Here is a 26,964-nt window from a genome sequence, read left to right as displayed (position 1 = left end):
CCAAGCCAAGGTCCGGGCGGCCGCCCGGACCTTGGCTCAATCGCTCTAATCCCACGAAATCTCTCTCGTGTAGATACAAGGTGGCGCTGCGAAGCAGCGACGGAGTGGGGGACGCCATTCGCAAAGTCAAAACCGGGTCAGGATCGAGAATAGAGGCCCCGGCTAGCGTGCGCGTATCGCAGGTCAGCGCTGCCCCTCATTGCCCTGCCGGGCGTTCGTCGTTCGAAAAGCCAAGCAATTGGCTTTTCGTCCGCTGCGCGGATCAATTCTCAACTCCCCGTATAGTGACGGGGAGAAAGTAGCCGGCCGCATCGCCGGCGCTTTCCTTGCAACGCTGGAGATTGGCGAAAGCGGCGACGACATCGTCCCTCGCCCCGTCTCTATACGGGGAGAGGATGCCGGCAGGCAGGTGAGGGGCAGCGCCAGCGTTGGCCTTCCCTTCCCCCTGCGGAAGAAGGCCAGCAGCGTCAGCGCCCCGTTCACATGCGACGAAAGCAGAAGGCGCGCGCCCGTTCACCTCTCGGTTCTCACCAAAGTCCAGATCCAGCCGACAAAAGTCAGCACCAGGAACGGATAGCCGGCGGCGGGCAGTGGCGCCGAGGTCGGCAGCAAGGGCGTGCCCCGGAGGATCATGCCTGCCGAGACGATGAACAGCCCCGCGGCCACGAGCGCGGTGAGCCGCATCCACACGGCGAAAGTCTTCGGTGCGCTGACCATGACCAGTGCGGCCGCCCACAGCGAGATGCCGCCGACATAGGAGGGCACGCTGGCCTCCAGCCCCGCCGCATTGCCGGCCAGCAGCAGGCCTTCGCCGGCGAGGAAGGTCAGGAATCCGGCAGCGACGCAGTCATTGCCCAGCCGCTGTATTTCATCGTCAGCAGCGCGGTCGCCACCACCAGTGCCACGCCGTCGATCGTCCACAGCGTTTCGCGCAGTTCGGCGCTGGCCACGAAGGTGCCGGCGAGGCCGAATGCGCCACCGATGGCGAGGCCGATCGCGGCGATGACATCCAGAGGGTTGGAACGCATGTGAAATCTTCCCCAAGCCCTGCGGAGGATACTCCTGGGCGGGGCGATCTCAAAGCCCGGAGGGAAGCGCGAAGCGGAAAACGGCGGAGGTGTCGAGAAGTCCTCGGGCGATCCGGCCTTGTCACGCCCTCGCCAGCGGTCGGAGAGTGGCCGACGCGAATGCCGGTGAGGCAGTTGCCTGAGCCCGCGTCGGCCACTGGCGAACCGAGGTCCGCCGCCCGATTTTTCTAGCGCCGCATTGTGGCACGATCAACTGAGCTAGGCAGTCTGTACGCATTCGTACGATCCCTTCCCTTTTTTGCGAGTGCCGTCCGCTCGTTTGGCGCGGTGATCAGAGACCTATTCACGTCTAAACAAGAGCACTGTCGCAAGCCGTGCAGTTAAAATTGCCGCTATGGCGATACGAGAGGCGAAAGAAAAAGCGAATCCCTATCAATGGGTTACGCGGAATTGTCAGTAACCTTTTGATTCCGTTTGAGTTTTTTACCAAATCAAAATAGTGTCTGTGTTGGCGGGGTACGCCGGAACCCCCTCGGGCGGTATCGTAGATGCCGCAGTCGGACGGACGGTCGCCCACTTTGGATGGTGGCCTACAAGCCCCCGATGGCAACGAGGCCGGGACCCGCCGCTTTCATATCTCGTAGCCGTAAAATCGGAAGATTTTCTTCTGCGCGTCCGTAAGTTTCAGTGTCCAGTTCTTCCACGGCAGAAGCGTGACACCGCACCCCGCGTAGTGGCCGTTGCCACGAGACGCCATGCGATCTCGGAGAGCTTCCGCGTACTCTGTATTCCACTTTTTGGTTCCGGCGTTTGCTGCTTGGTAAAAGGCGCTGGCAACCACGTCTGCAATCTGACAGCCCGCGTTTTTGTTGTGCTCAATAACCTCAATCAAACGATGGTCGATGACCCTGAAATCTGGGACGTTAGCGGTCTGATAAATCCGTCCATTCTCGGATTGTTTCGCCAGTAGGTGTATGTACGTTTCAACGTGTAGATAAGAGTGCCCACCCCGCTTCGAAAACACCAGCTTCACGTGTCTAGGTTCACCTGTCTCGCTGATCGACCGGCGCGCGCACCACTGGCTGACACGTTCAAGCAAGACGCGGATGCAGTAGTTGTAAAAGTAGTTGTGCCTGTGAAGAGTGACCGCTTCGGCTTGGGGATTGCGATACCCCCGCATGTTCTTTTTGTTCGACGCGACGACAAAGAAGCGCAGATTCTCGGCGGCTAGAGCTTGGCAGACGGGTAGCTTTTTGTGTTCGACCAGATTGCGAAAATGCAGGTCGGGGCTTTGCGTCGAAAAGACAGATTTCTTGATTGTCTGTATGAGCGGCACCAAGTCAGGCTCACGGGTGGCGCGCGCCACTGCGCAGCCGACCGTGAACCATTCACTCGCGCCATTCGGATCTATCGGTGCAACAGTTTTGATACCAGGGTCGCCAGCTTCGTCAAAATAGGCAACGAAGTACGGGTCTGGTACACTCCCCTCAGAGGCCATTCGATATGAAGGCGACCAACAAATAGAAGAGTCAAGTTGAGAAGTTTCATGACGCCGCCCGTGAACTGGAAACAGGCCAGTCAGAGGAAACCTTTGACCGCGTATTGAAGAAAGTGGTCAGATCGCCACCGCCCAAGGATGAGAAGGCGAAGGCGACCAAGCGATCTAGTTGGGCCTTGGTCCAGTTATCTTGTCCGGCACCAGAGCTGAAATCGCCAACTGCGCAAATGAGAGCGGGAGATCACCCTTGTTCACCTTGTAATTCAGATAGCTTCGAAATTTTCCACCCTCGATATAAACGCCTTGCAACCATTCCCTAAAGTCGCCCAACGCGGCCAAGGGGTAGCACCAAGATTCCTGCGGATTCGATTTCGCTTGAGGGTGATCCATCGGATATCGATGGGGGTACTTACATCGCCCGCCGTATGCGGCTGACAATTCATTGTCGTCCCAAAAGCGCGACCAGTACGATCCAATCGAACCGTCAACGACGAACTTGTCATCGATCTTTGCCCCGGCCATGATCAATTCGTAGATGATGGTGTGAGCCTCGTTGAGTACATGGAAAAAGCCTCTAGGCGCCGACTGGTAGTTCAGTGCAATCCTGTCGTGCCACTTCTTGAACCTATCACCGCCGCTCGGGTCATACCCGACCCGGCTGTAGATGAGTTCCTGTAGCGCTTTTCCAGCCAAGAGCCGGTAATTGTCGCGAGCGACACCGCGCGGGTTCGCTGCATCGAATGCGTAGTATTCCAACACTGCAGGGCATACTACGTCTGGGTAAGCGTGGATTGGTCTTGCGCCGTCGCTGGTCTCTATGTGAGCGGAAGGCAATTCAATTTGGCGCTTTGCCAGAATGGCTTTTATAGCGGCAACTCGCGGCTTGAGAGGGTCTTCGTTCCATTCAAGACCTATGGTTCGGATGTGAAGATTTTCAATCCCGACAAGTCTAGCAAGGCCTCGCCCTGTCAAAAAGGCGGTGCCATCCTTTAAAACGCCCATTCCAACGCCGTCGACCTCAACCTGCTTGTCAACTTCGAGGTCGAGTTTGCCCTGTTTCGGGTTGAGTTCCTTGCGCCGCGCAAATGCAACCGACGATTCGATTGACCTAAAGTAACACAACCTAAGCGATTCCTAATACGGCTGGCCAAGTGAAACCGCCGTGATACCCGGTTTCCACAGGGCCAATCATTACGGCTGGGCCTTTACAGCCGATCGATCATTGTAGGACGATAATCATAGGCCGGGCGATTCTCGTAAGAGATCGCAATGGCTAGGTCGAAACCCTCAAAGCAATTGTCGCAGGCTGAAATCGAATGCTTTTCTGGTGGCGGCGGCAGCGCTGCACAGGAGCATCGTCAACCGGTGATATCGCCACATTGCGACCACTACCGGGCTACGCGTGTCTTGCTTGAGGTGTTGTTGAACACCGTGCGGGAAGTCACAGGGAAGGAAGTCGCCTTCATTCAATGGAACGGGACAGGGCCATCCAAGGCCCTACCGCTGGGTAACCTATGGCCCGCTTGAACTTGTTGCCGCATTGCGATTGTCGCCGCTGCCCAAGGCAATGAGTAGAGATTGCTTCGGATCTGGGAGAACCTCCTGCACCCGACGACCGTCCAGCGCCTCCGCCTCCCAGAGAGTAACCTCCACCGCGCAGCGTCAGCGTCGCGCTGGCGGGGGGCCCGCTGCCTCCGGCAGCTCCCCCGCTTTCGAAGCCTGCCATCGATCCACCGGATCGATGACTTGGCGCGCTTTGCGCGCCAACCGGCTTCTCAATCCCCCATCTTCAGCGCCTGGATAAACGCTTCCTGCGGAATATCGACCTTCCCAAACTGCCGCATCCGCTTCTTGCCTTCTTTCTGCTTGTCCAGCAGCTTGCGCTTTCGCGAGACGTCGCCGCCGTAGCATTTGGCGGTCACGTCCTTGCGCAGCGCCGAGATGGTTTCGCGGGCGATGACCTTGCCGCCGATGGCGGCCTGGATCGGGATCTTGAACAGATGGTTGGGGATCAGCTCTTTCAGCTTCTCGCACATCTGCCTACCGCGCTTTTCCGCCGCCGTGCGGTGCACCAGCATGGAAAGCGCATCCACCGGCTCCTCATTGACCAGGATCGACATCTTCACCAGGTCGCCTTCCCGGTAGTCGGTGAGGTGATAGTCGAAGGAGGCGTAACCCTTGGAGATCGACTTCAGCCGGTCGTAGAAATCGAAGACGACTTCGTTGAGCGGCAGATCGTAGATCAGCATGGCGCGCTTGCCGACATAGGACAGGTCGGCCTGGATGCCGCGCCGGTCCTGGCAGAGTTTCAAAATGCCGCCGAGATAGTCGTCGGGCGTCAAAATGGTGGCGCGGATCCACGGCTCCTCGATGGCGGAGATCTTCACCACGTCGGGCATGTCGGCCGGGTTGTGCAGCTCCTTCATCGAGCCGTCGGTCAGAGCCAGCCGGTAGACGACTGAGGGCGCCGTGGCGATCAGGTCGAGGTTGAACTCGCGCTCCAGCCGCTCCTGGATGATTTCGAGATGCAGCAAGCCAAGGAAGCCGCAGCGATAGCCGAAGCCGAGCGCCGCACTGGTTTCCATTTCAAAAGAGAAGCTGGCGTCGTTGAGGCGCAATTTGCCGACCGCGGCGCGCAGATCCTCGAAATCGGCGGCGTCGACCGGGAACAGACCGCAGAACACCACCGGCTGCGCCGGCTTGAAGCCGGGCAGTGCCTTGGCGGTGGTGCGCTTGTCCTCGGTGATGGTGTCGCCGACGCGGGTGTCGGCCACTTCCTTGATCGAGCCGGTGAAAAAGCCGAACTCGCCGGGGCCGAGCTCGTCGACATTGATGCGGGCCGGGGTGAACACGCCGGTGCGCTCGACCAGGTGCTTGGCGCCGGTGCCCATCATGCGGATGGTCTGGCCCTTTTTCAGCACGCCGTCGATGACGCGCACCAGAACGATGACGCCGAGATAGGCGTCGTACCAGCTGTCGACCAGCATCGCCTTCAGGGGCGCGGTCGCGTCGCCTTCGCGCGGCGGCGGCAATTGGTGGACGATGGCCTCCAGCACGTCGGGAATGCCGAGGCCGGTCTTGGCCGAGATCAGCACGGCGTTGGAGGCGTCGATGCCGATCACCTCCTCGACCTGCTCGCGGATGCGCTCGGGCTCGGCGGCCGGCAGGTCGACCTTGTTCAGCACCACGACGATCTCGTGGTTGTTGTCGATCGCCTGGTAGACATTGGCCAGCGTCTGCGCCTCGACGCCCTGGGAGGCGTCGACCACCAGCAGCGACCCCTCGCAGGCGGCCAGCGACCGCGACACTTCATAGGCGAAGTCGACGTGTCCGGGGGTGTCGATCAAATTGAGGATATAGTCCTCGCCATTGTTGGCGTGGTATTTCAGCCGCACCGTCTGCGCCTTGATGGTGATGCCGCGCTCGCGCTCGATATCCATCGAGTCCAGCACCTGCTCCTTCATGTCGCGCAGCTCCAGCCCGCCGGTCAGCTGGATCAGCCTGTCGGCAAGCGTGGATTTGCCATGGTCGATATGGGCGACGATGGAGAAATTGCGGATGTGGTCGAGGGGCGTGCTCATGGCGCGCGTTTAGCAGGGGTGGCTTGCCCGAGCAAGCGGCAGGCTGCCGCCGCATATGTGGCGCGGCCCGTTGCCTGGCAAGCCGTACAGGCGCTGCCGGAAAGCAGAGCAGCCGGCTGTCGGGGCAAGCGGTGCGGGCGCTTGTCGCCTTTTCCCCCGGATTCCTCGAAAAATCGATAAATTTTAACCACGCGCGTTAGAGCATAATTTGTGATCGGCATGTTAGCCGGGGGAAATATCTGATGTAAGGACGAAGGCATGCGGGGGCTTGCAGGCAGTTTTATCGAGTCGCGGAGCGGCTCGTTCGCACCGATACTTGTTCTCGCCATGATTCCGCTGATCACCGCGATCGGCTTTTCCGTCGACTACACCTCCGCGGTCCAGACCAGGTCGACCGAGCAGGCGGCACTCGACGCCGCGATCCTGTCGATCACCACGATGGAAACGGCCTCGACGAAGCCGCAGCGCCAGGTGGTGCTCCAGGATACCTACAGAGAAAACGGCGGACAGGGCACAGCGACGCTGAACAGCTTCGACGTCAGCGCCAACGGCACCGCCACAGCGCGGGCCTCGGCAAGCTACGCCATGCCGACCGTGTTCATGCAGATCGCCCGGATCACCACGGTGCCGGTCGGTGTCTCGTCGGCGGTGAGCAAGACGCCCGCACTGGTGGAGGCCACATTCAACGTCGATCACGTTTCAGGCTACTGGAACAAGACCATGACCTTGTACGGCCTTCCCTACGGTTGGACCTCCACGACCACACCGACGGCCATGATGAAGGCCAACTATAACTACAAAGCGTATAGTTATTCCTATACGAGCGGGGGTAAGACCTACACGGCTACCGAGCCGAAAGGTTACGGCACGACAACTATTACCACGGGACCAACCAATACGCTGGTTCAGACCCAAGTGTGCACGACAGTAGGATCGGCAACCGATTTCACTGCCACTGCGGGAGTTTACAGAAGCACCGCGGTGGCAAAAAGCGGAAAGACGAGCGCCACCATCTATTTCAAGACGACGTGCGCGACCACGAATACCGCCGGAAACAGCAGTGGCGCAACAATCAACGTGAGCACGGTGGACAAGCTCTATCTGCAGATGGATGTGCCGTCCGGACCGGTCAACCCGCTCAAGTCGAACAATACAGACACGTCGAACCGGCTCTACCTCGGCGCCGGGTACAACACCGCGGCACAAAAGGCACTGGACCCTTCCAAATACCTCCCCGTCGAGGTTGCCAGCAACACGGACGTCGACATCTTCAAAGTGGTGCCTTGCAGCCAGACCAGCGACCAGGCATGGGAAGACGGCGGCAACAATCCTCCACTGCCAGACGTCACGAACGCCGACTTCTTCTACAGCGTGACCGGCAAGTGCGACTTCAACAAGCGGCCCTCCAACACGGTGCTGACGCAGTAGACGCTGCCCCAGGCTAAACGCCCTATGGGCTTGTGAGGCTTGGCGATCCTTCACACCCCCCTCTGTCCTGCCGGACATCTCCCCCGCAAGGGGGGAGATTGGCAGCTTCGTCGGCCGCGCTCCTGTTGCGAAGCTAGTGATAGGCGAAAGCCGTGATGAGGGTCGATCTCCCTCCTTGCGGGGGGAGATGGCCGGCAGGCCAGAGGGGGGTGCTGTCCCTCCGGCTTTCCCTGCGATCTCCCGAACCTTCATCACAAACCAGTGAGCGCTGTAACGAAGCAGCAAGCAGCGGCGAAGTGGGGAGATGAGCGGTGCATCCAGGCGCCGCCGCCCACGGAGCAAGCCGATGTCGCGATCCTGCACGTTCATCAAAGTGTCCAGCCTCTCGGCGATTGCGCTGGCAGTGTCGCTCGGTGCAGCCGCCGCCCGGCCGCTCACCGTGGTCGAGCTGTTCACCAGCCAGGGCTGCTCGTCCTGCCCGCCGGCCAACGCCAATCTGATCAAGGTCAAGGATCAGCCCGGCGTGCTGGCGCTGTCGTTCAACGTCACCTACTGGGACTATCTCGGCTGGAAGGACATTTTCGGAAAGCAGGAATTCACCCGGCGCCAGGTCAATTACGAGCCGGCGCTCGGCCGTGACGGGCCGTTCACGCCGCAAGTGGTGGTCAACGGCCATGCCGATGTCGTCGGCGCCGCACCCGGCGAGATCGAAAAGCTGATCTCGGCGAGCGGCCGGATAAGAGGCCCGGCACTGTCGCTCGATGGCGGCAAGATCAGCATCGGCGCCGGCGCCGCACCTGGCGGCCACGCCGATGTCTGGCTGGTGCGCTATGCCAAGGGCGTCGTCGAGGTGCCGGTGGCGCGCGGCGAAAACACCGGCCGCACCTTGCCGCACGCCAATGTCGTGCATGCGCTCAATAACCTCGGCAGCTGGACCGGCGCGGCCACGACGTATCCGCTGCCCGCCGCATCCGGCGGCCTGAGCACCGCCGTGCTCGTGCAGTCGCCCGGTGGCGGACCGATCCTGGCTGCCGCGACCGACTAGATCGCGCTTCGGCAAGAGATTGCGCAACGCCGCATGGAGCGGCGCCGCATAGCACGGCCGCCAAGAGGGCGCGCCTTCAACGACCCAACCCCAAGGAGACCATCATGACCATTTCCCGCCTGACGCTGCCGGCGCTCGCTCTCGCTTTGTGCTCGACGGCGCTGTTTGCCGGCGGCATCGCCCGTGCCGACGACGCGACCAACGCGATGAAGCCGGCTGCAAATGCCATGAAACCGGCCGCGGATGCGATGAAGCCTGCAACCGATGCGATGAAGCCGGCCGACCCGATGGCCACCAATTCCATGAAGCCGGGAACCGACGCCATGAAGCCGGCAACGGATGCGATGGCTCCGGCCAAGTAAAGGTGGTGCTGTTTCCGGCTTCGGTCCCGCGGGTCCGAAGCCGGATGCACGTGAAAGTGAGGCTTCGGCCGCAACTCGCCCGTCGCATGATCGTATCTTATCCAATAGACTCCACATGATGGACGTCACAGGAGCTCAAGCCATGACCGACATTCAAAAACCAGTCACCAGACAATCGTCGAACGTCTTCCGCAGCGCGCTCGCCGCCCTGGCACTTGCCGCAGCGGGCGCCGCCTTCTGGCTGACGCCGGCGGTTTCGGCCGAGGACGCGGTGAAGATCCCGCCGCCGGCAATCGACGAGAAGGCGGCCACCGGCACTGAAAAGGCAATCTTCGCCGGCGGCTGCTTCTGGGGCGTGCAGGGCGTCTTCCAGCACGTCAAGGGCGTCACCAATGCCGTCTCCGGCTACACCGGCGGCGACAAGGACACCGCCGTCTACGAGACGGTCGGCTCAGGCCGCACCGGGCATGCCGAATCCGTCGAGATCACCTACGATCCATCGAAAATCACCTATGGCCAGCTGCTGCAGGTGTATTTTTCGGTCGCCCACAACCCGACCCAGCTGAATTTCCAGGGTCCGGACTCCGGCACGCAATACCGCTCGACGATCTTCGCCGAAAACGATGCACAGAGGAAGATCGCGCAAAGCTACATCGCCCAGCTCGACCAGGCCAAGGTGTTCCCGGAGCCGATCGTCACCACGCTGGAAACCGGCAAGACCTTCTATCCGGCCGAGAATTACCATCAGGATTTCCTGACGCTGAACCCGACCTATCCCTACATCGTCTACAACGACCTGCCCAAGGTGGCGAACTTGAAGGCACTGTTCCCGACGCTCTACAGCGAAAAGCCCGTGCTGGTGCTGTCGGCGAGCAATTGAGTCGAGCGCGAGAAGCGGGGGCGGGTGTGCGAAGGGCGGCGAAGCCCTCCTTTCCGTCGTCATCCTAGGGCGGAGCAAGGAGCGAAGCGACGCAGCGCAGACCCTAGGATCCATGCCGCGACGTTGGGCGTAGAATGCAACGGGGCGGGATGGCTGCCCGGCAGATCGCCAGCTATCTTCGCGCGATGACAGGCTACGTTTACATGACCGCTAGCCAAAAGCGTGGCACGATCTACATCGGTGTCACCAATGACCTCGGCCGCCGCATGCCGGAACACAAATCCGGCCAAGGCGCAGGGTTCACCAGCCGCTACGGCGTGCAGCGGCTGGTCTGGTATGAGGAATTTTTCGACATCACTGATGCCATCCAGCGCGAGAAATCACTGAAGCGCTGGCCTCGCCAATGGAAGATCGACCTGATCGAAAAAGCGAATCCGGAGTGGTTCAAGCTTTTTCGCGGGACGGGGTGGTAGGCGCACCGTTTCTTGCACCGTCGGATCACTGCACCACCGTTACGGCATGGATCCTAGGGTCTGCGCTGCGTCGCTTCGCTCCTTGCTCCGCCCTAGGATGACAAAGGCACGGTAGCCGCTGCCACCTTCACCCCCCACTGACCCACCTCAATCATAAGTCAAATCCGTCGCCTTCCCCCCAAACACCCGGTAGGCATAGAACGAATAGAAGATGATGACCGGCAGCACGACCACGGTGCCGGCCAGAATGATAGCCAGGCTCTCCGGCGCGGAAGCTGCCTGCCAGATGGTCAGGCGATCCGGCACCACGAACGGGTAGAACGACCAGGCGAGGCCGGCAAAGCCGAGCGCGAAGATGGCGGCCAGCGTCAGGAACGGCATCAGCGAATGGCGGTCGTCGGGCTTCGGCAGATGGAAGGTCTGCCGCCACAGCCACAGAAACAGCAGCGCCGACAGGATCGGCAGCGGCGACAGATAGAGCATCGACGGCCAGACGAACCATTTGTCGAAGATGCGCGGGCTGGCGAACGGCGTCGCCAGCGAGATGGCGGCCATGCCGAGCGCGGTCAGCACCAGCGTCGTGCGCAGCCAGCGCACCGCCTTCTTCTGCAGCTCGCCCTCGGTCTTGTAGATCACCCAGGCGGCGCCCATCGCCGCGTAGGCCGCGGCAAGGCAGAACGCCACCAGCACGCCGAACGCCATGCCGCCGAGACCGACATCGAGGCCGAGCACATAGACGCCCAGCATGTAGCCCTGTGCCAGCGAGGCGATGAGTGAGCCCAGGAAGAAAATACGGTTCCAGCGGTGCTTGCGCTCGGTCGGCACCTTGGCGCGGAAATCGAAGGCGACGCCGCGCAGGATCAGCCCGAGCAAAAGCACGAAGACCGGAATGTAGAGCGCCGTCAGGATGACGCCATGCGCCATCGGGAAAGCGACCAGCAGCAGGCCGACGGCCAGCACCAGCCAGGTTTCGTTGGCGTCCCAGAACGGGCCGATCGCGGCAATCATCGTATCCTGTTCGGCGTCTTCAGCGGCGGCGAACAGGATGCCGATGCCGAGATCGAAACCGTCGAGAATGACGTAGATCAGGATGGCGAGGCCCATCAGGCCGGCGAAGATCAAGGGGAGCGCGGTTGGCCAGTCGAAGCTCATTTTCTTCTCCTACTCGCCAGCCGCCGGCTGCGACATGGCGGCGTTCATGACGCCCGGCAGCGGCGATGAATCGCCGTCCTTCGCCGCCTTCAGCGCCAGGTGCACCAGCACGCCGAGATAGGCGATCAGCAACAGCACATAGAGAACGAGGTATATGGCGAGCGTCAGCGCGACATGGCTGCCGGCCACCGGGCCGACCGCGTCGGCAGTTTTCAGCACGCCGGTCACCAGCCAGGGCTGGCGGCCGATTTCGGTGGTGTACCAGCCGGCCAGCGTCGCCAGCCAGCCCGACAGCGCCATCGGCACCATCAGCATGGCCACCGGCTTCGGCAGGCTGTGCCGACGCTTGAGGAAGAAGGCCGCCGACCATGAGACGAGCAGCATCAATATGCCCGTGCCGACCATGATACGGAAACCCCAGAACACCGGAAAGACCGGCGGATGATTGCCGGCATAGTCGTTCAACCCCGGCACCACGCCGCTGGTCGAGTGCCGCAGCACCAGGCTGGCGCCATCGGGAATGGCGATCTCGAATTTGTTCTCCCTGGCTGCCTCGTCGGGCAGCGCGAAGAGCACCAGCGGCACGTTGGGGCCGGTGTTCCAGTTGGCCTCCATGGCCGCGATCTTCTGCGGCTGATGCTCCAGCGTGTTCAGCCCATGCTGGTCGCCGGCGAAGATCTGGATCGGGATCAGGGTCGCCGCCGTGAAGACGCCGGTGCGCAGCGCCTTCCACATCGATTCCGAGCGGTCGCCGGTGAGATAGCGCAGCGCCGACAGGCCAGCGATCAGGAACGACACCGTCAGCCCCGACGCCAGCAGCATGTGGGTCAGCCTGTAAGGCATTGACGGGTTGAAGATGATTGCCCACCAGTCGACCGCATGCGCCACGCCGTCGCGCATCTCGAAGCCGGCCGGCGTCTGCATCCAGGAATTGAGCGCGATGATCCAGAATGCCGAGACGGTGGTGCCGCCGGCGACCAGCACCGTCGCCAGCGTGTGGATGCGGTTGGAGACGCGGCGGAAGCCGAACAGCATGATGCCGAGGAAGGCCGCTTCGAGGAAGAAGGCGGTGAGGATTTCGTAGGCCAGCAGCGGCCCGGCGATGTTGCCGACCTTTTCCATGTAGCCCGGCCAGTTGGTGCCGAACTGGAAGCTCATGGTGACGCCCGAAACCACGCCCATGGCAAAGGACAGCGCGAAAACCTTCACCCAGGTGAAATAGGCGCGCATCCAAGCGGAATCGTTGGTCGCGTTGTAGCGCAGCTTGAAGAACAGCAGCACCCAACCCAGCGCAATGGTGATCGTCGGAAATAGAATATGGAATGAAATATTCGTGCCGAACTGGATACGCGAAAGTATGAGCGGGTCCATGATGGGCTCCGGCTGCTGCAAATACTCGCGAAGGATAGGCCCGAAGCGAGTTCACGTCAAAGCGGCGTCCTGCCGCGAGGCTGAACGCCACAGGACAATTTTGCCGGTTGCGTGCCGCGCAACTCCGGGCCTGTGCGCCGCACCTGCAACGGCCGGCCGGCACGATTGTCGAGAACTGTCAGCAGGGCATTGACTTGCGGTTGCAAGCACCGACATTCGTCCTATATCAGGGGACCTCTTTCAAGCAGCCGTTTTCATCCATGCCTTCCATCCTGTCCATTTCCGGGGTCTCCAAGACCTACGCAACCGGTTTCACCGCGCTCAAGGAAGTCAATCTCGACATTCAGCGCGGCGAGATCTTCGCGCTGCTTGGACCCAATGGCGCCGGCAAGACGACGCTGATCTCGATCGTCTGCGGCATCGTCAACCGTTCGTCGGGCACGGTCACCGTCGACGGCCACGACATCAACAAGGATTATCGCGCCGCGCGCGGTCTGATCGGGCTGGTGCCGCAGGAACTGACCATCGACGCCTTCGAGAGCGTCTGGGCGACGGTCAATTACAGCCGTGGCCTGTTCGGCAAGCCGGCCAACCCCGGCTTTGTCGAGAAGGTGCTGCGCGACCTGTCGCTGTGGGACAAGAAGGACGCCAAGGCGATCACCTTGTCGGGCGGCATGAAGCGCCGGCTGATGATCGCCAAGGCGCTGTCGCATGAGCCGCGCATCCTGTTCCTCGACGAGCCGACCGCCGGCGTCGACGTCGAGCTGCGCCAGGACATGTGGGCGATGGTGCGCCGGCTGCGCGAGGACGGCGTCACCATCATCCTCACCACGCACTATATCGAGGAAGCCGAGGCGATGGCCGACCGCGTCGGCGTCATCAATCGCGGCGAGATCATCCTGGTCGAGAACAAGGCCGAACTGATGCGCAAGCTCGGCCGCAAGCGGCTGGTGCTGGAACTGCGCAATCCGCTGACGGCCGTTCCCGAGGCGCTCTCGCGCTATGCGCTGGAATTGTCGCCGGATGGCGGGCAGCTGACCTACACCTATGACAATCAGGCCGAGAGGCCCGGCGTCGCCTCGTTGATACGCGATCTCGAGGCCGGCGGCATCCAGTTCCGCGATATCGACACGCAAAACTCTTCGCTCGAGGAGATCTTCGTCAATCTGGTGAGGAGGGAGCCATGAACCTGCGCGCCGCCATGAACCTTCGCGCAGTATGGGCGATCTACCGGATGGAAATGGCCCGTGCTTTCCGCACCGTGCTGCAGAGCATCGTCTCGCCGGTCATCTCGACGTCGCTGTATTTCGTCGTCTTCGGCTCGGCCATCGGCTCGCGCATCACCGAGATCGACGGCATCAGCTACGGTGCCTTCATCGTGCCGGGTCTGATCATGCTGTCGCTGTTGACGCAGTCGATCTCCAACGCCTCCTTTGCCATCTATTTCCCGAAATTCGTCGGCTCGATCTACGAGCTTCTGTCGGCGCCGGTCTCCTATCTGGAGATCGTCATCGCCTATGTCGGCGGCGCCGCGACCAAATCGATCATCCTCGGCCTGATCATCCTGGCCACCGCCTCGCTGTTCGTACCGCTCACCATCCTGCATCCGTTCTGGATGCTCGCTTTCCTGGTGCTGACGGCGGTGACCTTCAGCCTGTTCGGCTTCATCATCGGCATCTGGGCGAAGAGTTTCGAGCAGCTGCAGCTGGTGCCGCTGTTGATCATCACGCCGCTGACCTTCCTCGGCGGCAGCTTCTATTCGATCAACATGCTGCCCGAGATCTGGCGCACGGTGACGCTGTTCAACCCGGTCGTCTATTTGATCAGCGGCTTCCGCTGGAGCTTCTACGGCAAGTCCGACGTTTCGGTCGGCGTCAGCCTCGGCATGACGGTCGTCTTCCTGCTGGTCTGCATAAGCATCGTCGCCTGGATCTTCAGGACCGGTTATCGGCTGAGGAATTGAGCGGCGAAAGTACAGGTCTGTTGAGATTCAGGTCAGGCCGAGACGAAAATGGTGGATTCCGAGAACCGGAGCGGAGCGTACTTTTCGTACGTGAGCACCGGAAGCGCAGGAAGCCGCCATTTGCAGGCCGGCATCACCTGAATATCAGCAGACCTAGATCGCCTTGACCAGCCGCAGCAGCCCCAGCATCTCGACATACGTTCCCTTGCGGAAGGCGATATAGACCGGCTCTTCGACGCCGTGGAAGCGGCGCTTGAAGGCCGCCTGGCCCTGCAGGTTGAACCTGCGGCGGTTGACCCAGGGCGAAGAATAGGCGCGCTGGAAGGCATTGCGCCAGAAATCGCTTTCGGCAAATCCGCTCGGACCCACATCGACGAGCGGCGACAGGCCGAGCGTGACCACCGAGATGCCCTCTTCGCGAAAACGGTCGACGGCGAATTTGGTCAGGCCGACCTCGGCATGCGGTGAGGCGTCGAGATGCTTGCGCTTGAAGGCGGTGGTGTAGCCGATGACCTTGCCGTCGGCAAACAACGGGTCGAAGTCGAGCAAAGCGACCAGTTCGCCATCGGGACCGTGCAGGACGAAACGGCGCATGTCGGTGCCGAGATGGTCGGCGAAATGGCGGTTGAGAAAGCCCATCTCCCAGCGCTTGACGATGCGGTCGCCGCGCCAGTTTTCCGAAAGCCGGGCGATCTCGTCGAGGTAGATGGTGCGCTTGTCCTCTTCGAACGAAAAGCCTTTCTTCAGCAGCCAGCGCTCGGAGTAGCGCACGGTCTCGTTGCGCTTCCCGGAAAAATCATGCTCGGGCAGGGCGAGGCGGGTGTCGATGCCGAGGCGATTGACCTTGTAGCCAAGGCCGGCCAGCACGCGTGCGGTGTCCTCGCCCACCTGCACGAACCATGGGCTGCCGGCGGTCTCGACGAAGCGCTTGATGTAATCGGCCCGACGCGCCGGAGCCGCCACCGGGTCGCCGAGCGCGAAATGGTGCTTCATCTTGGTACCGAAGGCGATGTAGCCGTCGGCGTCGCCGAAATAGGAAAGCTTGCCTTGCACGGCGGTGGAATAGGCGAGCGAGAAGTCGCCATAGCGGCGCACCAGTGCCAGGCGTTCGACATGGGTCAGCGCCTGCCGCTCGACCTCGGGCGCGGCAGCCTCAAGGATCTTGTCGAAATAGAACCGCAAGGAGGGCATGGTCGAGATTCCGCGTGCCGCCTACAGCGCCGGCCGTCCAGGACGCGCCAAGGTGCTGTAACACTTTGATTCTGCGCATAACTCGAAAATCGGACTCGATTTCGGACATGCGCGTGGGGGATAACCGAGACCCGCCAGCCACCCAAGGCCTCGAATCAATCACATTGCCGCGACCTGATTACCGTTGATATCGCGCATATGCCATATAGAGCGCAACCGCGGCCCGCGTGTGGCGCTAAATCGCATCGCTCGAAATTCGGCCGCGGTTTGCTGCAGGGATCCTGCGCGCGATCAAACGGTTACAGCGTCCTGCGAGCCTTGCGGCGGGACGTCCAATGGGATTCGAGTGAATGACTGATACGACAATCAGGTCGGTTGCGGATCTGCCGGCCATGGTCGAGCCGGCAATCGTCGTCGGCGCCGGTGCTGCCGGGCTGGCCGCCGCGCATGCCTTGATGAACGCCGGCGTGCCGACGGCGATCCTGGAAAAGGAAAGCCGGCTGGCCGAGCCCTGGCACCGGCGCCACCAGCAATTGCATCTCAACACCCATCGCGATCTTTCTTCGCTGCCTGGTCTCGCCTTTCCCCCTGGCACGCCCGCCTTTCCGCAAAGGATGGTCGTCATCCGCCACATGAACGATTTCCAGAAGGAGAACCGGCTGCCGGTGCAGTTTGGCGTCGCGGTCGAAGAGATCACCTTCAAGGGCGATCACTGGGCATTGCGCACCAGCGCCGGACCGCGCTTCGCCCGCAATGTCGTCATCGCCACCGGCCGCGACAGGCAGCCATTCACCCCCGAATGGAAAGGCATGAAGGATTTCGCCGGGCGCATCATTCATTCGGCGGATTTCGGTGACGCGCAAGCCTATGCGGGCCAAAGAGTGCTGGTCGTCGGCGCCGGCAATTCGGGTTTCGACGCGCTCAATCATCTGGCCGGCATCAACACGGCAGCCATCTGGCTGTCGGCCCGCAACGGCCCCGCTTTGCTGCCCAAGCGGATTGCCAAGATCGCCGTGCATAGGCTTTCGCCGCTCATGGCGCGCCTGCCTTTGCGGATCGCCGATGCCGTGATGGCGGCAACGCAGCGGCTGGTTTTCGGCGACCTGACCAAATTCGGCCTGCCGCCCGCGCCTGCGGGCGGCGCCAGCCGCCTGAGCTCGGATTACACCGCGATCGCCGCCGACGACGGCGCCGTCGGCGCCATCAAGGCCGGCAAGATCACCGTCGTGCCGGGCATACGGGAATTCACCCGCGATGGCGTGATCCTGGCCAATGGCAGCCTGATCTATCCCGACATCGTCATTGCCGCGACAGGCTACCGCACCGGGCTGGAGCCCATGGTCGGCAAGCTCGGCGTGCTCGACGCCAAGGGCGTTCCGCTCTTCAACGGTGGCCAAGCCGATCCAAAATTGCCCGGTCTGTGGTTCACCGGCATGCGGCCAAGCATTCGCGGCTGCTTCGCCAATGCCGGCATCCTGGCCAAGGCGATCGCCAAACGAATTGCAAGGTCGGCCCCGCACCAATCCAGCGCATCACGCTGATTTCGGTTCCAGCCGCCGGAAACCGACGGCTTCCATCAGCATGTCTTCTTCCACCATGCCGGCATTGTGCAGGGCGAGCAGGTTAAGCGCGATTTCCCGCGCGTCGGCGGAATCGGGATGTGCCTCGCGCCGCCGGCAGGCCTCGTCGAACACGCGCTGCAGCTTGGCGATATCGGCTGGCTTGAGCAAGCCACGGTCATAGACAGACTTCGACATGGCGATCTCCTGATAAAGACCTAGAGCGCCACGTTTAAATTGCCAATCTTTCCCGAGGCTTGACCGACTTCCCCCGTCGCCTCGTCATCCTGGGGCGGAGCAAGGAGCGAAGCGACGCGGCGCAGACCTCTGGAGCTGCTCCGCAGCCCAAGGGATACATGCCGCGGCTTCAAGGCGCAGCAGCGGCGCAAATTCTGCTCCGCTGCTGCCCATGCGAGTGGGCAATCAGACCGCGATCTTGCCGCCGCCTTGTCTGGTGATGGCGACCACCGACGGCCGCACCGGCATGTCGGGCTTGAAGTCGGGCCAGCGCGTCGACAGGTCCTCATAGTAAGAGGGGCGCCCGAACGCTTCCCAGTCCTCTCCGCCGTCGCCCGGATGCTGGACGGCGACGAAGGCGGTCTGGTCGTCGGGCGCAAACAGCGGACCGCACATCTCGGCGCCGATCGGCACGCGGAAGAACAGTTTCGAGGTCGCCCGCGCCGCCCCCTCGGTGTCCACTGCCCACAGGCCATCGGTGCGGCCGGTGGCTTTCGGCCCCTGTCCGTCGGTCGCGACCCAGAGACGCCCGGCCGAATCGACCGCGCAATTGTCGGGCATGCCGAACCAGCCATTGGCCGTCGTTGCTGTCGAGAAGGTGGCGCCGACATCGGCGACCGCCGGATCGCCGCATTTCAGCAGCACTTCCCACTTGCCCTTGGCGGCGGTGAAATCGCCGCCGTCCTCGGCGATTTCGATGATGTGGCCGAAGGCGTTTTCGGCGCGCGGGTTGGCAGCGTCGACCTGGTCGGCCTTGCGCTTCGAATTGTTGGTCAGCATGACATAGACCTTGCCGTTGACGCCATTGGGCTGGACGTCTTCCGGGCGGTCCATCTTGGTGGCGCCGAGCAGGTCGGCGGCGCGGCGCGTCTCGATCAGCACGTCGGCCTGGCTGGCAAAACCGTTTTCAGCCGTCAGCGGCCCCTGGCCGAAGACGATCGGCAGCCATTCGACCGTGCCGTCTTCGGCGAACTTGGCGACATGCAGCGTGCCATCGTCGAGCAGGTCCTTGTTGGCGGCACGATCGTTCGGATTGAACGCGGCCCTGGTCACGAACTTGTAGACATAGTCGAAGCGCTCGTCGTCACCGAGATAGAAGACGACGCGGCCGTCCTTGGCGACGATCGATTCGGCGCCCTCATGCTTGAAGCGGCCCATGGCGGTGCGCTTCCTCGGCGTCGAGGTCGGGTCGTTGACATCGACCTCAACGATCCAGCCGAAGCGGTTGGCTTCGTTGGGTTCCTTGGCGAGGTCGAAACGCTCGTAATGCGCCGCCCATTCATAGGCGCCTTCGGGAATGCCGAGACGCTTGTAGTTCGCGGCTTCCTTGTGGCCTTCCGGCAGCTCGCCGGAAAAATAGCCATGGATGTTCTCCTCGGCCATCACATAGGTGCCCCAGGGCGTGACGCCGCCGGCGCAATTGTTGAACGTGCCGAACACCTTGGTGCCGGACGGATCGGCATTGGTCTTGACGCGGTCATGGCCGGCAACCGGGCCGGACAGCGCCATTTCGGTGTTGGAGGTGATGCGGCGGTTGAGCTTGCCGTCGCGCACCACCTGCCATTTGCCACCGTCCTTGCGGATCTCGACGATGGTGCCGCCATGGGCGGCCATCTCGACATCGACCTGCTCCTTCGAGAGGGGTGCGACTTCTGCCGACTTCTTGCCGTCCTTTTCGACGATCTTCACGATGCCCGGGAACATCAGATGCGGATTGGTGTATTCGTGGTTGACCACCAGCAGGCCATGTTCGGCCGAGCCGTCGATCGGGATGTAGCCGACATAGTCATTGTTGTAGCCGAACTGTTTCGCCTGGGCCTCGGCCGACTGTTTCGTCGGGTCGAAGTCGGGCGAATCGGCAAACAACGGATCGCCCCAGCGCAGCAGGACATCGGCATCGTAACCCGACGCGACATGGTGCTTGTCGTCGATGCCGGCCTCGAGTTCGTCGAACGCGAAGGCCGAGCCTCCCGCTGCCCTGGCCTCGTCGGCGCTGATCAGCGCCAGCGGGCTGACGGTGGCGGCGATGGCCGAGACGGCCAGCGAGCCCTTGAGGAAGCCGCGGCGCGAGAACCGCGCGGCGATGATCTCGCCCATGGTGCGGTTGTCGGAGGCGTTGATCGCCGGGCCGTCGTTTTCCTCGAGCAGGCTGGTGCGGAATCGGGTGTCGGGGGAGCGAAGGTCAGTCATCGTGGCTTGCCTCTGGCTGTCGGGTGGCTGGAGCGTGGGGTACCTGTTGACCCCCTTATAATCGCCGGGTCACATTTTCGTGACATTGGGAGACGTTTCAGACGCGACAGGCATTGCGCGCAGCGCTGGCTCAGCATTCCCGAGGCCGTGAGCTGCTCCGGAATCGTCTTTCGAGAGGAAGGAGACCTTCGGCGGCATGTTTCGCGCGCATCTTACAACGGCGCATGACGTCAGTCGTTGCCAACGGATCAACGGACAAAGCCGGCTCGACAAGTCACCTCCGCCGCCCCCGGCGGAGGTGACTTGATGTTCGGCGTCTGCCGTCGTCAGGCGTCGGGAAAGCGAGTCTCCCGTTTAGCGATGGCGGTCGCGGCGCCGTTCATGCAAAGCTAATGTAGCATAGGCTTGGGACTTTAGTCCAATCTTGCGCTTGCAAAGGTCCTAGTTGACAACCGCAACGGTCGGAGGTCGCTTCCGGGCGCCGCGTCTTTCGGCAATGTTGTTGCACTGCAACGTTGGGGTGGGGCGCGCCGGGCTCAGTCGTCGGAGATCAAAATGCACAGATCGGTCACGACCCGTTGTTGCCGGCTGGCGCTCAAATCGGCAGCGGCGCTGGCGTTGACGATTGCTCCCTACCAAATTGTCCTGGACGGCTCCGTTTCCGGCATCCAGACCGCCAGCGCATACGCCGGCAAAGGTGGCGGCGGCAACGGTGGTGGTGGGGGCGGAGGCAACAGTGGGGGCGGCAACGGCGGCAATTCCGGCGGAGGCAATAGCGGGAACAGCGGCAATAGCGGCAACGGCAATGGGAATGGCAACAGCGGCAAATCAGGATCCAATCAGGGTAAGAGCGGGAGCCATGTCAATGCAAAGACCGGTGACAAGGTCGACGTGACCGGCAACAAGATCACGGTCCGGCACCCCGACGGCATAACGGAAAAGCTCGAGAACGGTCGTTTCAGCATGAAGGACGCGCTCGGTCGCACGATCATCGACCGCCAGGCTACCCCGGCCGATGCCAATCGTCTCAAGGCCTTGTGAAGCTGGCCAACAGGCAACGGTCAGCTTTGCACGTCACCTCCGCCGCCCCCCGGCGGAGGTGACCTCGTTTTTGGCCAGCGTCCCGGTTTTCGGCACCGCAATGGCTGCAGTCCCGAGGCGCGACGTGCTTTTGCGCAATCCGGGACGGGAAACCGTTGCGCATTTCCCCGTACCTGGCCTGGAGCAATTCTAGGAAAAGTGTGAAGCGGTTTTCCGTCTAGAATCGCGTCAAAACAAAGAATTAGAGCAGCTCGCCGTTCCGTGAAACGGTGAAATGCTCTAAGAAGGCCTGTCGCGGTCGCGCAACTCACGCATCATCAAGGCCGCTTCGGTGCGGTTTCGCACATTGAGCTTCGACAGCACCCCGGTCATGTGGTGCTTGACGGTCTTCTCCTGCAGCTCAAGCCGCAAGGCGACTTCCTTGTTGCTCAGCCCCTCCGCCACCAGCCGCAGGATTTCCGTCTGCCGATCGGTGAGCTGCCGCAGCCGTTCCGCAATGCCGTCGGTCGGCTGCTGGGACTGGAGATCCGAAAGCAGCCGGGCCGACAGCGTCGGCGACAGATAGCTTTCGCCGGCTGCAACATTGCGCAGGATGTCGGCGAGCCCGCGCGACCCGACGCCTTTGAGGACATAGCCATTCACCCCTGCGTTCAGCGCCTTTGTCACATCGGCATTGGCCTCCGAAACGGTCAGCATGACGATCTTCTGGGCGGGATGGCTGGCGAGGATGCTTGCGACCGCGGTCAGCCCGCCGCCCGGCATGGAGATATCGAGCAGCAAGATGTCGGGCCGCACCGTCGTGGCGAGGCGTTCGGCATCCTGCGCCGTGGCGCCCTCGCCAACCATCTCGAAGCCCCCGATCTCCGACAGGCTGCGCGTCACACCTTCGCGAAAGAGGGGATGATCGTCGACAATGGCGATGCGGATGGTACCAGTCATGCTTGCTCCTCGACCGACAGACGGATCACCAAACGCGTACCTTGCGGCCCGGTCAAGGTTTCGAACTGTCCGCCAATGCTTTCGACCCGCTCCCTGAGGCCGGCGAGGCCGAGACCCTCGACCCGTGCCGCCGGATCGAAACCCGGCCCGCCGTCCGACACTTCGACAAAAAGCCTGCCACCTTTCATCCCGGCGCTCACTGCCTGATCCTTGCCTAGCCCGTGGCGATAGGCGTTGTTCAGCCCTTCCTGAACGAAACGATAGATGCTGATCTTCTCGGAAGCGCCGGGTTCCGGCAACTGTCCGGCCAGCGTCAGCGTCACCGACGTTCCCGTCCTCTGCTCGTGTTCCTTGACGGCCAGCCGCAGAATGTCGTTTGCGGCAGCCGTCTCGATCTGCGGAAGGACAAGGCCGGTGCAGATGCCGCGTATTTCACGCATCGCATCCTCCAGTGTCTTGCGGATCATCGCGACCTCGGTCGAACGGCTTACGCCCGAATGGCCATCGCTGGAAAATATCGGACTATCCATGCGCAGCGCCGCCAGGGCCACGAGTTGGGCCGGGCCGTCATGGAGGTCGGCGCCGATACGGCGCAGATATCTTTCGTTGAGCGCGGTGGCGCGGCGAGAGGCCCGTTGCACGCGCAGTCGCAAGGCACTGTTTTGCGCCACCAGACCCTGCAGCTCCGACACTTGGCGGCGCAGCGCCCCACGCTGATCGTCGATGGTGCGGCTGCCGCGCAGGACGATGCCCGACAGGAGCAGGAATGCCGCCAGGGTCGCGCCGGCCACGATCAGCCAGCTCGACCACAGGGCGGACGCCAGGGTGGCCTGGAAATCGTCGGCGATCTCATAGAACTCGGTGACCGCCACCACCTCGCCCGACCAGGGCTCGCGCACGGGATTGTAGATCTCCAGCAAGGGCAAGCGGGTAGCCTTCTCCTCGCGTTCATCATCATCGAATGTATTGAATTCAGCGACGACGTTGCCTTCGAAGGCGGAACGCAGATTGTCGCTCGGACCGAAGCGGCGGCCGATCAGGGCCGTCTCCTTGGCGTAGAGAACCGTCCCGTCGCGGCGCCAGAGTACGAACGATTCGAGGCGCTTACCAAGCGCGCCCTGGCCAAGCGTCTCGTCCAGCGCCTGCTTGACGGACTCGCTGAGCTCCTGCTCCTTGCGCAAGTCGGGAAGCAGCGGCGCAATCACGCTGTCGACATAGAGCGCCGTCGTGGCGGCCGAATTGCGGATGACGCCGTCCCGGATCTGCGCCGTCACCCAGGTGCCCACCACCAACATGACAGCCAGCAGGCCAAAGCCGCCGGCAATGACGAATTGCAGGGCAAGGGAAAGCTCGCTCCAGCGCCGCACCAGGTTTTGAAAACTGCGAATCATGAGCCCCTGACCGCCCTTCGAACCGACAGATTGGGCGATGGTAGTACTTTGAGCTTCCGGCTTGCCATTGCCAAGAGCTTCGTTTGGTCGAGGTCGCTTGACGTCCCGGCGCGCTTGGGAAACAACGTCCGCGACACACGCGGCGGGAGCCGCTTCGAGAGGGGACGGAGCGTTGAGTTTTTCAGGATTGCTGCAGCTCGGCTTTTCGACGGTCATTTTCCTGCTGGCGGCGACAGCCGCCAAGCAATGGGGCCTGGCGCCGAGCCTTGGCAAGATCGCGCTGACGCTGGCACTCTATTCGCTGGGCAATCTGATCATGCTGCGGCTGATCCGCGAATTCGGCATGTCGGTGTCGTTCAGCCTTTCCGCCGTCATCCAGCTGGTCTCGGTGAACGTCGTGGCACTGGTCTTCTTCGGCGAGCGCGTCAATGCGCTGCAGGCGACCGGGATCATGCTGGCGATCGCAGCGGTGGCGCTGATCACGCTCGGACCCTATCTGCAAGGCCGGCTGTAACGGGCGAATTGCCGATGAAGAACGCCGCGAACGCTTTGCTCAACCGGGTTGAATTCCCGGTGCTGCTGGCCGGCCTGGTCATCGCCGCCGGCCTGTGGGGATTCGAGGAGCTGATGGAGATGGCGCGCGCCACCACGCCGCACGCCTTCGATACCGAAATCCTGCTCGCCTTCCGCCAGGCGGGCCGCCCTGACAGCCCGGTCGGCCCGCTGTGGCTGCAAGGGGCGATGCGCGACATCACCAGCCTCGGCAGCGGCAGCGTGCTGGTGCTGATCGTGACGGCGGTCATCGTGTATCTCCTGCTTATCCGCAGGCCGGCGACCGCCCTTTTCATCTTCGTGGCGGTGGCCGGGGGGCAGGTATTGTCGAGCCTGCTGAAAGCCGGCATCGACCGGCCGCGCCCCGAACTCGTCTCGCATCTCGTCAACGAAACGACGCTGTCTTTTCCGAGCGGCCACGCCATGCTGTCGGCGGTGACCTATCTGACGCTCGGCGCGCTGGCGGCACGCTTCCTGCCCGGTCGAACGACGAAGATCTATGTGCTGTCGCTGGCGGTGCTGACGACGCTGCTGGTTGGCGTCAGCCGCATCTATCTTGGCGTCCACTGGCCATCGGACGTGCTTGCCGGCTGGTGCGCGGGCTTCGTCTGGGCGATGCTTTGCTGGCTCGCTGCCCGGGCGTGGCAGCGATGGCGTGGGCAGCACCCGGACGGCGAGACTGGAGACTAGATCAGCCGGTTGATCAGCCCGTGAAAGTATCTGAAAAAATGGTCAGTCAATGCGCCGCGCCTTACGTCCCAGACGTTCATACTAATGCTTGAAACATCACAATGATGGTATTATACCTCATTTCTGCAGACTCAGACGGGGATTCCGGCCGATGATCACTGCCGCGCAGATGCGTGCCGCAAGGGCGCTGGCCGGCATCGATCAGAAGACGCTCGCCGAGCGCGCCGGCGTTTCGCTTCCGACCATCCAGCGCATGGAGGCGAGCGATGGCGTGGTCAGGGGCGTGGTCGACACGCTGATGAAGGTCATCCAGGCTCTCGACGAGGCCGGGGTGGAGCTGATCGGCGAGAACCAGACCAGCGAGCGCGGCGGCCGGGGCGTGCGCCTCAAGCCTGCCGTGCCGCGGGGTCCCAAGGCTGAGCCGGCATAAAGTCGCGACGGCGACCGCCGACAGCCCTGCCGACGATCCCGCCGCCTTTCAGGGTGCGAAAGGCAGTCCATGGATCAGACGCAGCGGGCAGTGCATGAACCGGCCCACAGGTCGGTAAAGCCGACATTTTCCGAATTGTTCACACCGAAGCTGGTGACGGTCTGGCGCGAGGGCTACACGTTCGCCGACTTCAAGGCGGACGCCATTGCCGGGCTGACGGTCGCCATCGTCGCGCTGCCATTGTCGATGGCGATCGCGATCGCTTCGGGGGTCGCTCCCGAGCGCGGCCTCTACACCTCGATCGTCGGCGGCTTCATCATTTCTGCGCTCGGCGGCAGCCGCTTCCAGATCGGCGGTCCGGCCGGCGCCTTCATTGTGCTGGTGGCAGCGACGGTTGCCCGCGTCGGCATCGATGGGCTGCTTTTGGCAACGATGATGGCAGGGGTCTTCCTGCTCGCCATCGGCTATCTTCGTCTCGGCACCTACATCAAATTCATTCCCTATCCGGTGACGGTCGGCTTCACCGCCGGCATCGCCGTCATCATCTTTTCAGGACAGATCGTCGAACTGTTCGGGCTGAAGCTTGCCGGCAAGGAGCCGGGACCGCTGGTGCCGAAGCTGATCGCGGTCGCCGAGGCGGCCGGCACCATCAACCCGGCGGCGACCTTGGTGGCGGTGTTGACCATCGTCACCATCGCCGGCCTGAAACGCTGGCGGCCGACATCGCCCGCAATGCTCATCGCCATCGGGCTGGCATCGCTGGTCGTGGCGCTTCTCTCGCTGCCCGCCGAGACGATCGGCACCCGCTTTGGCGGCATCCAGCGCAGCCTGCAAATGCCCGCTCTGCCACCGGTCAGCCTGGACAGGATGATTGACGTGCTGCCGGATGCCATCGCCTTCGCCTTGCTGGGCGCCATCGAATCGCTGCTGTCGGCGGTGGTCGCCGATGGAATGACGGGCCGACGGCATCGTTCCAACTGCGAACTGGTGGCGCAAGGCTTCGCCAACATCGCGTCCGCCCTGTTCGGCGGCATCTGCGCCACAGGCACCATCGCCCGCACGGCGACCAATGTGCGGGCCGGCGCCCACGGACCGGTTTCGGGCATCGTCCACTCAGCCATCCTGCTCGCTTTGATGCTGGTGGCGGCGCCGCTCGCCAGCTACATCCCGCTCGCTGCCCTTGCCGGCGTGCTGGCGGTCGTGTGCTGGAACATGTTCGAGAAACAGGCCTTCGCCACCTTGCTGCGTGCCTCACGCGGCGACGCGCTGGTGCTGATGGCGACCTTCCTGCTCGTCATCTTCCGCGATCTCACTGAAGGCATCGTCGTCGGCTTCGTGCTGGGGTCGATCCTGTTCATCGACCGCATGGCCAAATCGATTGCGGTCGAGGCCGATCAGCCGCTGGTGCAGGAGGATGTCGCCGACAGCACCAACGCCTACGATGCCAGCGAGGCGACCGACGCCGACACCGTGGTCTACCGCATCTCCGGCGCTTTCTTCTTCGGCGCCGCGTCGACCGTCGGCACCGTGCTCGACCGCATCGCCGACCAGCGCAAAAACTTCATCCTCGATTGCTCGGCCGTACCGTTCTTCGATTCGACGGCGGCCAACGTCATCGAGGGCGCCGCCCACAAGGCGAAACGCGCCGGCGTCCGCTTCATCATATCAGGTGCCGCGCCGCAGATCCGGCGTATGCTGATCAACCACGGCGTCAAGCGCCCGCTGGTGACCTATGCCGCCTCGATCAAGGATGCGCGGGCGCAGCTGAAAGGGAAGCTGGAGGCAGAGTAGAAATCGGGATTTGCCGGTCGGCGGGCCACACAGGTGTCCGCCGGTTGAACGCAAACGTTTTGGCCCTGGGTTGACTCACGCACGGCGCGACGTGAACGGCCGCTTTGCGCCCTCGTTTCCGCCATTCAGACTATCGTTGCAGCTTCCCGAAAGCTGACGGTCTGCTAAGCCA

General features: G+C 62.5%; 25 protein-coding genes and 1 pseudogene. 14 read left to right on the top strand and 12 right to left on the bottom strand.

What is annotated here, in order from left to right; all coding sequences use genetic code 11:
* Positions 1-513: 513 nt before the first annotated feature.
* The 4 genes from NKH06_RS28540 to NKH06_RS28525 form a co-directional block, all read right to left on the bottom strand.
* Positions 514-765, bottom strand: a complete 252-nt coding sequence (locus tag NKH06_RS28540; RefSeq protein ID WP_352894785.1) for a hypothetical protein — start codon at positions 763-765, stop codon at positions 514-516.
* A 59-nt stretch (positions 766-824) separates the two neighbouring features.
* Positions 825-1,028: a hypothetical protein gene (locus NKH06_RS28535; protein WP_352894784.1), complete on the bottom strand. Its 204-nt coding sequence runs from the start codon at positions 1,026-1,028 to the stop codon at positions 825-827.
* Between the two features lie 631 nt (positions 1,029-1,659).
* The gene (locus NKH06_RS28530) at positions 1,660-2,526 is read right to left on the bottom strand and encodes a DUF3800 domain-containing protein (protein WP_352894783.1); all 867 of its coding nucleotides are present in this window, start codon (positions 2,524-2,526) and stop codon (positions 1,660-1,662) included.
* 165 nt (positions 2,527-2,691) lie between these two features.
* Positions 2,692-3,648, bottom strand: coding sequence for a BstA C-terminal domain-containing protein (locus NKH06_RS28525; RefSeq protein WP_352894781.1), 957 nt, complete (start codon positions 3,646-3,648; stop codon positions 2,692-2,694).
* A 147-nt stretch (positions 3,649-3,795) separates the two neighbouring features.
* Here NKH06_RS28525 and NKH06_RS32065 point away from each other — a divergent pair.
* Positions 3,796-4,053: pseudogene (locus tag NKH06_RS32065) on the top strand (hypothetical protein).
* 248 nt (positions 4,054-4,301) lie between these two features.
* Here the strand turns inward: NKH06_RS32065 and lepA are convergent.
* Complete coding sequence (gene lepA, locus NKH06_RS28520; RefSeq protein ID WP_127296915.1) at positions 4,302-6,107, bottom strand: translation elongation factor 4; 1,806 nt, start codon at positions 6,105-6,107, stop codon at positions 4,302-4,304.
* A gap of 258 nt (positions 6,108-6,365) precedes the next feature.
* On the opposite strand from lepA, the gene NKH06_RS28515 reads away from it, so the two are divergent.
* The 5 genes from NKH06_RS28515 (at position 6,366) to NKH06_RS28495 (ending at position 10,295) form a co-directional block, all read left to right on the top strand.
* Positions 6,366-7,535 (top strand): TadE/TadG family type IV pilus assembly protein, encoded by a 1,170-nt coding sequence (locus NKH06_RS28515; protein WP_352776216.1) that lies wholly within the window; start codon positions 6,366-6,368, stop codon positions 7,533-7,535.
* A 346-nt stretch (positions 7,536-7,881) separates the two neighbouring features.
* A complete protein-coding gene (locus NKH06_RS28510) occupies positions 7,882-8,580 on the top strand; it encodes a DUF1223 domain-containing protein (RefSeq protein ID WP_352894779.1) in 699 nt (232 codons plus the stop codon).
* A 104-nt stretch (positions 8,581-8,684) separates the two neighbouring features.
* A complete protein-coding gene (locus NKH06_RS28505) occupies positions 8,685-8,942 on the top strand; it encodes a hypothetical protein (protein ID WP_352442941.1) in 258 nt (85 codons plus the stop codon).
* Between the two features lie 142 nt (positions 8,943-9,084).
* A complete protein-coding gene (gene msrA, locus NKH06_RS28500; protein WP_352809098.1) occupies positions 9,085-9,822 on the top strand; it encodes a peptide-methionine (S)-S-oxide reductase MsrA in 738 nt (245 codons plus the stop codon).
* Between the two features lie 185 nt (positions 9,823-10,007).
* Complete coding sequence (locus NKH06_RS28495; protein WP_031213667.1) at positions 10,008-10,295, top strand: GIY-YIG nuclease family protein; 288 nt, start codon at positions 10,008-10,010, stop codon at positions 10,293-10,295.
* A 147-nt stretch (positions 10,296-10,442) separates the two neighbouring features.
* On the opposite strand, the gene NKH06_RS28490 is transcribed toward NKH06_RS28495, so the two are convergent.
* Together NKH06_RS28490 and NKH06_RS28485 are read right to left on the bottom strand one after the other, a co-directional pair.
* Positions 10,443-11,447, bottom strand: coding sequence for a cytochrome d ubiquinol oxidase subunit II (locus tag NKH06_RS28490; protein ID WP_352868904.1), 1,005 nt, complete (start codon positions 11,445-11,447; stop codon positions 10,443-10,445).
* 9 nt (positions 11,448-11,456) lie between these two features.
* A complete protein-coding gene (locus tag NKH06_RS28485) occupies positions 11,457-12,818 on the bottom strand; it encodes a cytochrome ubiquinol oxidase subunit I (RefSeq protein ID WP_352442944.1) in 1,362 nt (453 codons plus the stop codon).
* Between the two features lie 260 nt (positions 12,819-13,078).
* Between NKH06_RS28485 and NKH06_RS28480 the strand changes: the two genes are divergently transcribed.
* Together NKH06_RS28480 and NKH06_RS28475 are read left to right on the top strand one after the other, a co-directional pair.
* Positions 13,079-14,005 (top strand): ABC transporter ATP-binding protein, encoded by a 927-nt coding sequence (locus NKH06_RS28480; protein WP_352442945.1) that lies wholly within the window; start codon positions 13,079-13,081, stop codon positions 14,003-14,005.
* Positions 14,006-14,019: 14 nt separating this feature from the next.
* Positions 14,020-14,781: an ABC transporter permease gene (locus NKH06_RS28475; RefSeq protein WP_128305642.1), complete on the top strand. Its 762-nt coding sequence runs from the start codon at positions 14,020-14,022 to the stop codon at positions 14,779-14,781.
* A 153-nt stretch (positions 14,782-14,934) separates the two neighbouring features.
* Here NKH06_RS28475 and NKH06_RS28470 read toward each other — a convergent pair whose 3' ends face one another.
* Positions 14,935-15,972 (bottom strand): phosphatidylglycerol lysyltransferase domain-containing protein, encoded by a 1,038-nt coding sequence (locus NKH06_RS28470; RefSeq protein ID WP_127296923.1) that lies wholly within the window; start codon positions 15,970-15,972, stop codon positions 14,935-14,937.
* Between the two features lie 350 nt (positions 15,973-16,322).
* Between NKH06_RS28470 and NKH06_RS28465 the strand changes: the two genes are divergently transcribed.
* Positions 16,323-17,513: a flavin-containing monooxygenase gene (locus NKH06_RS28465; protein WP_352894776.1), complete on the top strand. Its 1,191-nt coding sequence runs from the start codon at positions 16,323-16,325 to the stop codon at positions 17,511-17,513.
* On the opposite strand, the gene NKH06_RS28460 is transcribed toward NKH06_RS28465, so the two are convergent.
* Together NKH06_RS28460 and NKH06_RS28455 are read right to left on the bottom strand one after the other, a co-directional pair.
* Positions 17,505-17,729, bottom strand: coding sequence for a hypothetical protein (locus NKH06_RS28460; protein WP_013528677.1), 225 nt, complete (start codon positions 17,727-17,729; stop codon positions 17,505-17,507). The genes NKH06_RS28465 and NKH06_RS28460 overlap by 9 nt on opposite strands.
* A 225-nt stretch (positions 17,730-17,954) precedes the next feature.
* A complete protein-coding gene (locus NKH06_RS28455) occupies positions 17,955-19,958 on the bottom strand; it encodes a PhoX family protein (RefSeq protein WP_023813466.1) in 2,004 nt (667 codons plus the stop codon).
* 555 nt (positions 19,959-20,513) lie between these two features.
* On the opposite strand from NKH06_RS28455, the gene NKH06_RS28450 reads away from it, so the two are divergent.
* Entirely contained in the window at positions 20,514-20,999 is a 486-nt protein-coding gene (locus tag NKH06_RS28450; RefSeq protein ID WP_023813467.1) for a hypothetical protein, read from the top strand.
* 279 nt (positions 21,000-21,278) lie between these two features.
* On the opposite strand, the gene NKH06_RS28445 is transcribed toward NKH06_RS28450, so the two are convergent.
* Complete coding sequence (locus tag NKH06_RS28445; protein WP_023813468.1) at positions 21,279-21,938, bottom strand: response regulator; 660 nt, start codon at positions 21,936-21,938, stop codon at positions 21,279-21,281.
* Positions 21,935-23,329: a sensor histidine kinase gene (locus NKH06_RS28440; RefSeq protein ID WP_023813469.1), complete on the bottom strand. Its 1,395-nt coding sequence runs from the start codon at positions 23,327-23,329 to the stop codon at positions 21,935-21,937. The genes NKH06_RS28445 and NKH06_RS28440 overlap by 4 nt, the downstream gene beginning before the upstream one ends.
* Positions 23,330-23,501: 172 nt before the next feature.
* Between NKH06_RS28440 and NKH06_RS28435 the strand changes: the two genes are divergently transcribed.
* The 4 genes from NKH06_RS28435 to NKH06_RS28420 all read left to right on the top strand — a co-directional run bounded on the left by NKH06_RS28435 (position 23,502) and on the right by NKH06_RS28420 (position 26,792).
* Entirely contained in the window at positions 23,502-23,843 is a 342-nt protein-coding gene (locus NKH06_RS28435) for a hypothetical protein (RefSeq protein ID WP_013528672.1), read from the top strand.
* Between the two features lie 14 nt (positions 23,844-23,857).
* On the top strand, positions 23,858-24,571 hold the full coding sequence (locus NKH06_RS28430) for a phosphatase PAP2 family protein (RefSeq protein ID WP_023813471.1): 714 nt from the start codon (positions 23,858-23,860) through the stop codon (positions 24,569-24,571).
* Positions 24,572-24,722: 151 nt separating this feature from the next.
* Entirely contained in the window at positions 24,723-25,001 is a 279-nt protein-coding gene (locus NKH06_RS28425; RefSeq protein ID WP_023813472.1) for a helix-turn-helix domain-containing protein, read from the top strand.
* A gap of 69 nt (positions 25,002-25,070) precedes the next feature.
* Complete coding sequence (locus NKH06_RS28420) at positions 25,071-26,792, top strand: SulP family inorganic anion transporter (protein ID WP_023813473.1); 1,722 nt, start codon at positions 25,071-25,073, stop codon at positions 26,790-26,792.
* The last annotated feature ends 172 nt before the right edge of the window (positions 26,793-26,964 follow it).

It is taken from the genome of Mesorhizobium sp. M1342 (assembly GCF_040317955.1).
Lineage (GTDB): Bacteria > Pseudomonadota > Alphaproteobacteria > Rhizobiales > Rhizobiaceae > Mesorhizobium.
The sequence above is the reverse complement of the archived record's forward strand: the minus strand, read 5'-3'. Positions and strand labels throughout refer to the sequence as shown.

What these genes read in the sequence shown, in the direction of transcription:
- NKH06_RS28535 (WP_352894784.1), bottom strand. Translation starts at nt 1,028, where the DNA reads ATGCGTTCCAACCCTCTGGATGTCATCGCCGCGATCGGCCTCGCCATC.
- NKH06_RS28530 (WP_352894783.1), bottom strand. Translation starts at nt 2,526, where the DNA reads ATGGCCTCTGAGGGGAGTGTACCAGACCCGTACTTCGTTGCCTATTTT.
- lepA (WP_127296915.1), bottom strand. Translation starts at nt 6,107, where the DNA reads ATGAGCACGCCCCTCGACCACATCCGCAATTTCTCCATCGTCGCCCAT.
- NKH06_RS28515 (WP_352776216.1), top strand. Translation starts at nt 6,366, where the DNA reads ATGCGGGGGCTTGCAGGCAGTTTTATCGAGTCGCGGAGCGGCTCGTTC.
- NKH06_RS28510 (WP_352894779.1), top strand. Translation starts at nt 7,882, where the DNA reads ATGTCGCGATCCTGCACGTTCATCAAAGTGTCCAGCCTCTCGGCGATT.
- NKH06_RS28505 (WP_352442941.1), top strand. Translation starts at nt 8,685, where the DNA reads ATGACCATTTCCCGCCTGACGCTGCCGGCGCTCGCTCTCGCTTTGTGC.
- msrA (WP_352809098.1), top strand. Translation starts at nt 9,085, where the DNA reads ATGACCGACATTCAAAAACCAGTCACCAGACAATCGTCGAACGTCTTC.
- NKH06_RS28495 (WP_031213667.1), top strand. Translation starts at nt 10,008, where the DNA reads ATGACAGGCTACGTTTACATGACCGCTAGCCAAAAGCGTGGCACGATC.
- NKH06_RS28490 (WP_352868904.1), bottom strand. Translation starts at nt 11,447, where the DNA reads ATGAGCTTCGACTGGCCAACCGCGCTCCCCTTGATCTTCGCCGGCCTG.
- NKH06_RS28485 (WP_352442944.1), bottom strand. Translation starts at nt 12,818, where the DNA reads ATGGACCCGCTCATACTTTCGCGTATCCAGTTCGGCACGAATATTTCA.
- NKH06_RS28480 (WP_352442945.1), top strand. Translation starts at nt 13,079, where the DNA reads ATGCCTTCCATCCTGTCCATTTCCGGGGTCTCCAAGACCTACGCAACC.
- NKH06_RS28475 (WP_128305642.1), top strand. Translation starts at nt 14,020, where the DNA reads ATGAACCTTCGCGCAGTATGGGCGATCTACCGGATGGAAATGGCCCGT.
- NKH06_RS28470 (WP_127296923.1), bottom strand. Translation starts at nt 15,972, where the DNA reads ATGCCCTCCTTGCGGTTCTATTTCGACAAGATCCTTGAGGCTGCCGCG.
- NKH06_RS28465 (WP_352894776.1), top strand. Translation starts at nt 16,323, where the DNA reads ATGACTGATACGACAATCAGGTCGGTTGCGGATCTGCCGGCCATGGTC.
- NKH06_RS28460 (WP_013528677.1), bottom strand. Translation starts at nt 17,729, where the DNA reads ATGTCGAAGTCTGTCTATGACCGTGGCTTGCTCAAGCCAGCCGATATC.
- NKH06_RS28455 (WP_023813466.1), bottom strand. Translation starts at nt 19,958, where the DNA reads ATGACTGACCTTCGCTCCCCCGACACCCGATTCCGCACCAGCCTGCTC.
- NKH06_RS28450 (WP_023813467.1), top strand. Translation starts at nt 20,514, where the DNA reads ATGCACAGATCGGTCACGACCCGTTGTTGCCGGCTGGCGCTCAAATCG.
- NKH06_RS28445 (WP_023813468.1), bottom strand. Translation starts at nt 21,938, where the DNA reads ATGACTGGTACCATCCGCATCGCCATTGTCGACGATCATCCCCTCTTT.
- NKH06_RS28440 (WP_023813469.1), bottom strand. Translation starts at nt 23,329, where the DNA reads ATGATTCGCAGTTTTCAAAACCTGGTGCGGCGCTGGAGCGAGCTTTCC.
- NKH06_RS28430 (WP_023813471.1), top strand. Translation starts at nt 23,858, where the DNA reads ATGAAGAACGCCGCGAACGCTTTGCTCAACCGGGTTGAATTCCCGGTG.
- NKH06_RS28425 (WP_023813472.1), top strand. Translation starts at nt 24,723, where the DNA reads ATGATCACTGCCGCGCAGATGCGTGCCGCAAGGGCGCTGGCCGGCATC.
- NKH06_RS28420 (WP_023813473.1), top strand. Translation starts at nt 25,071, where the DNA reads ATGGATCAGACGCAGCGGGCAGTGCATGAACCGGCCCACAGGTCGGTA.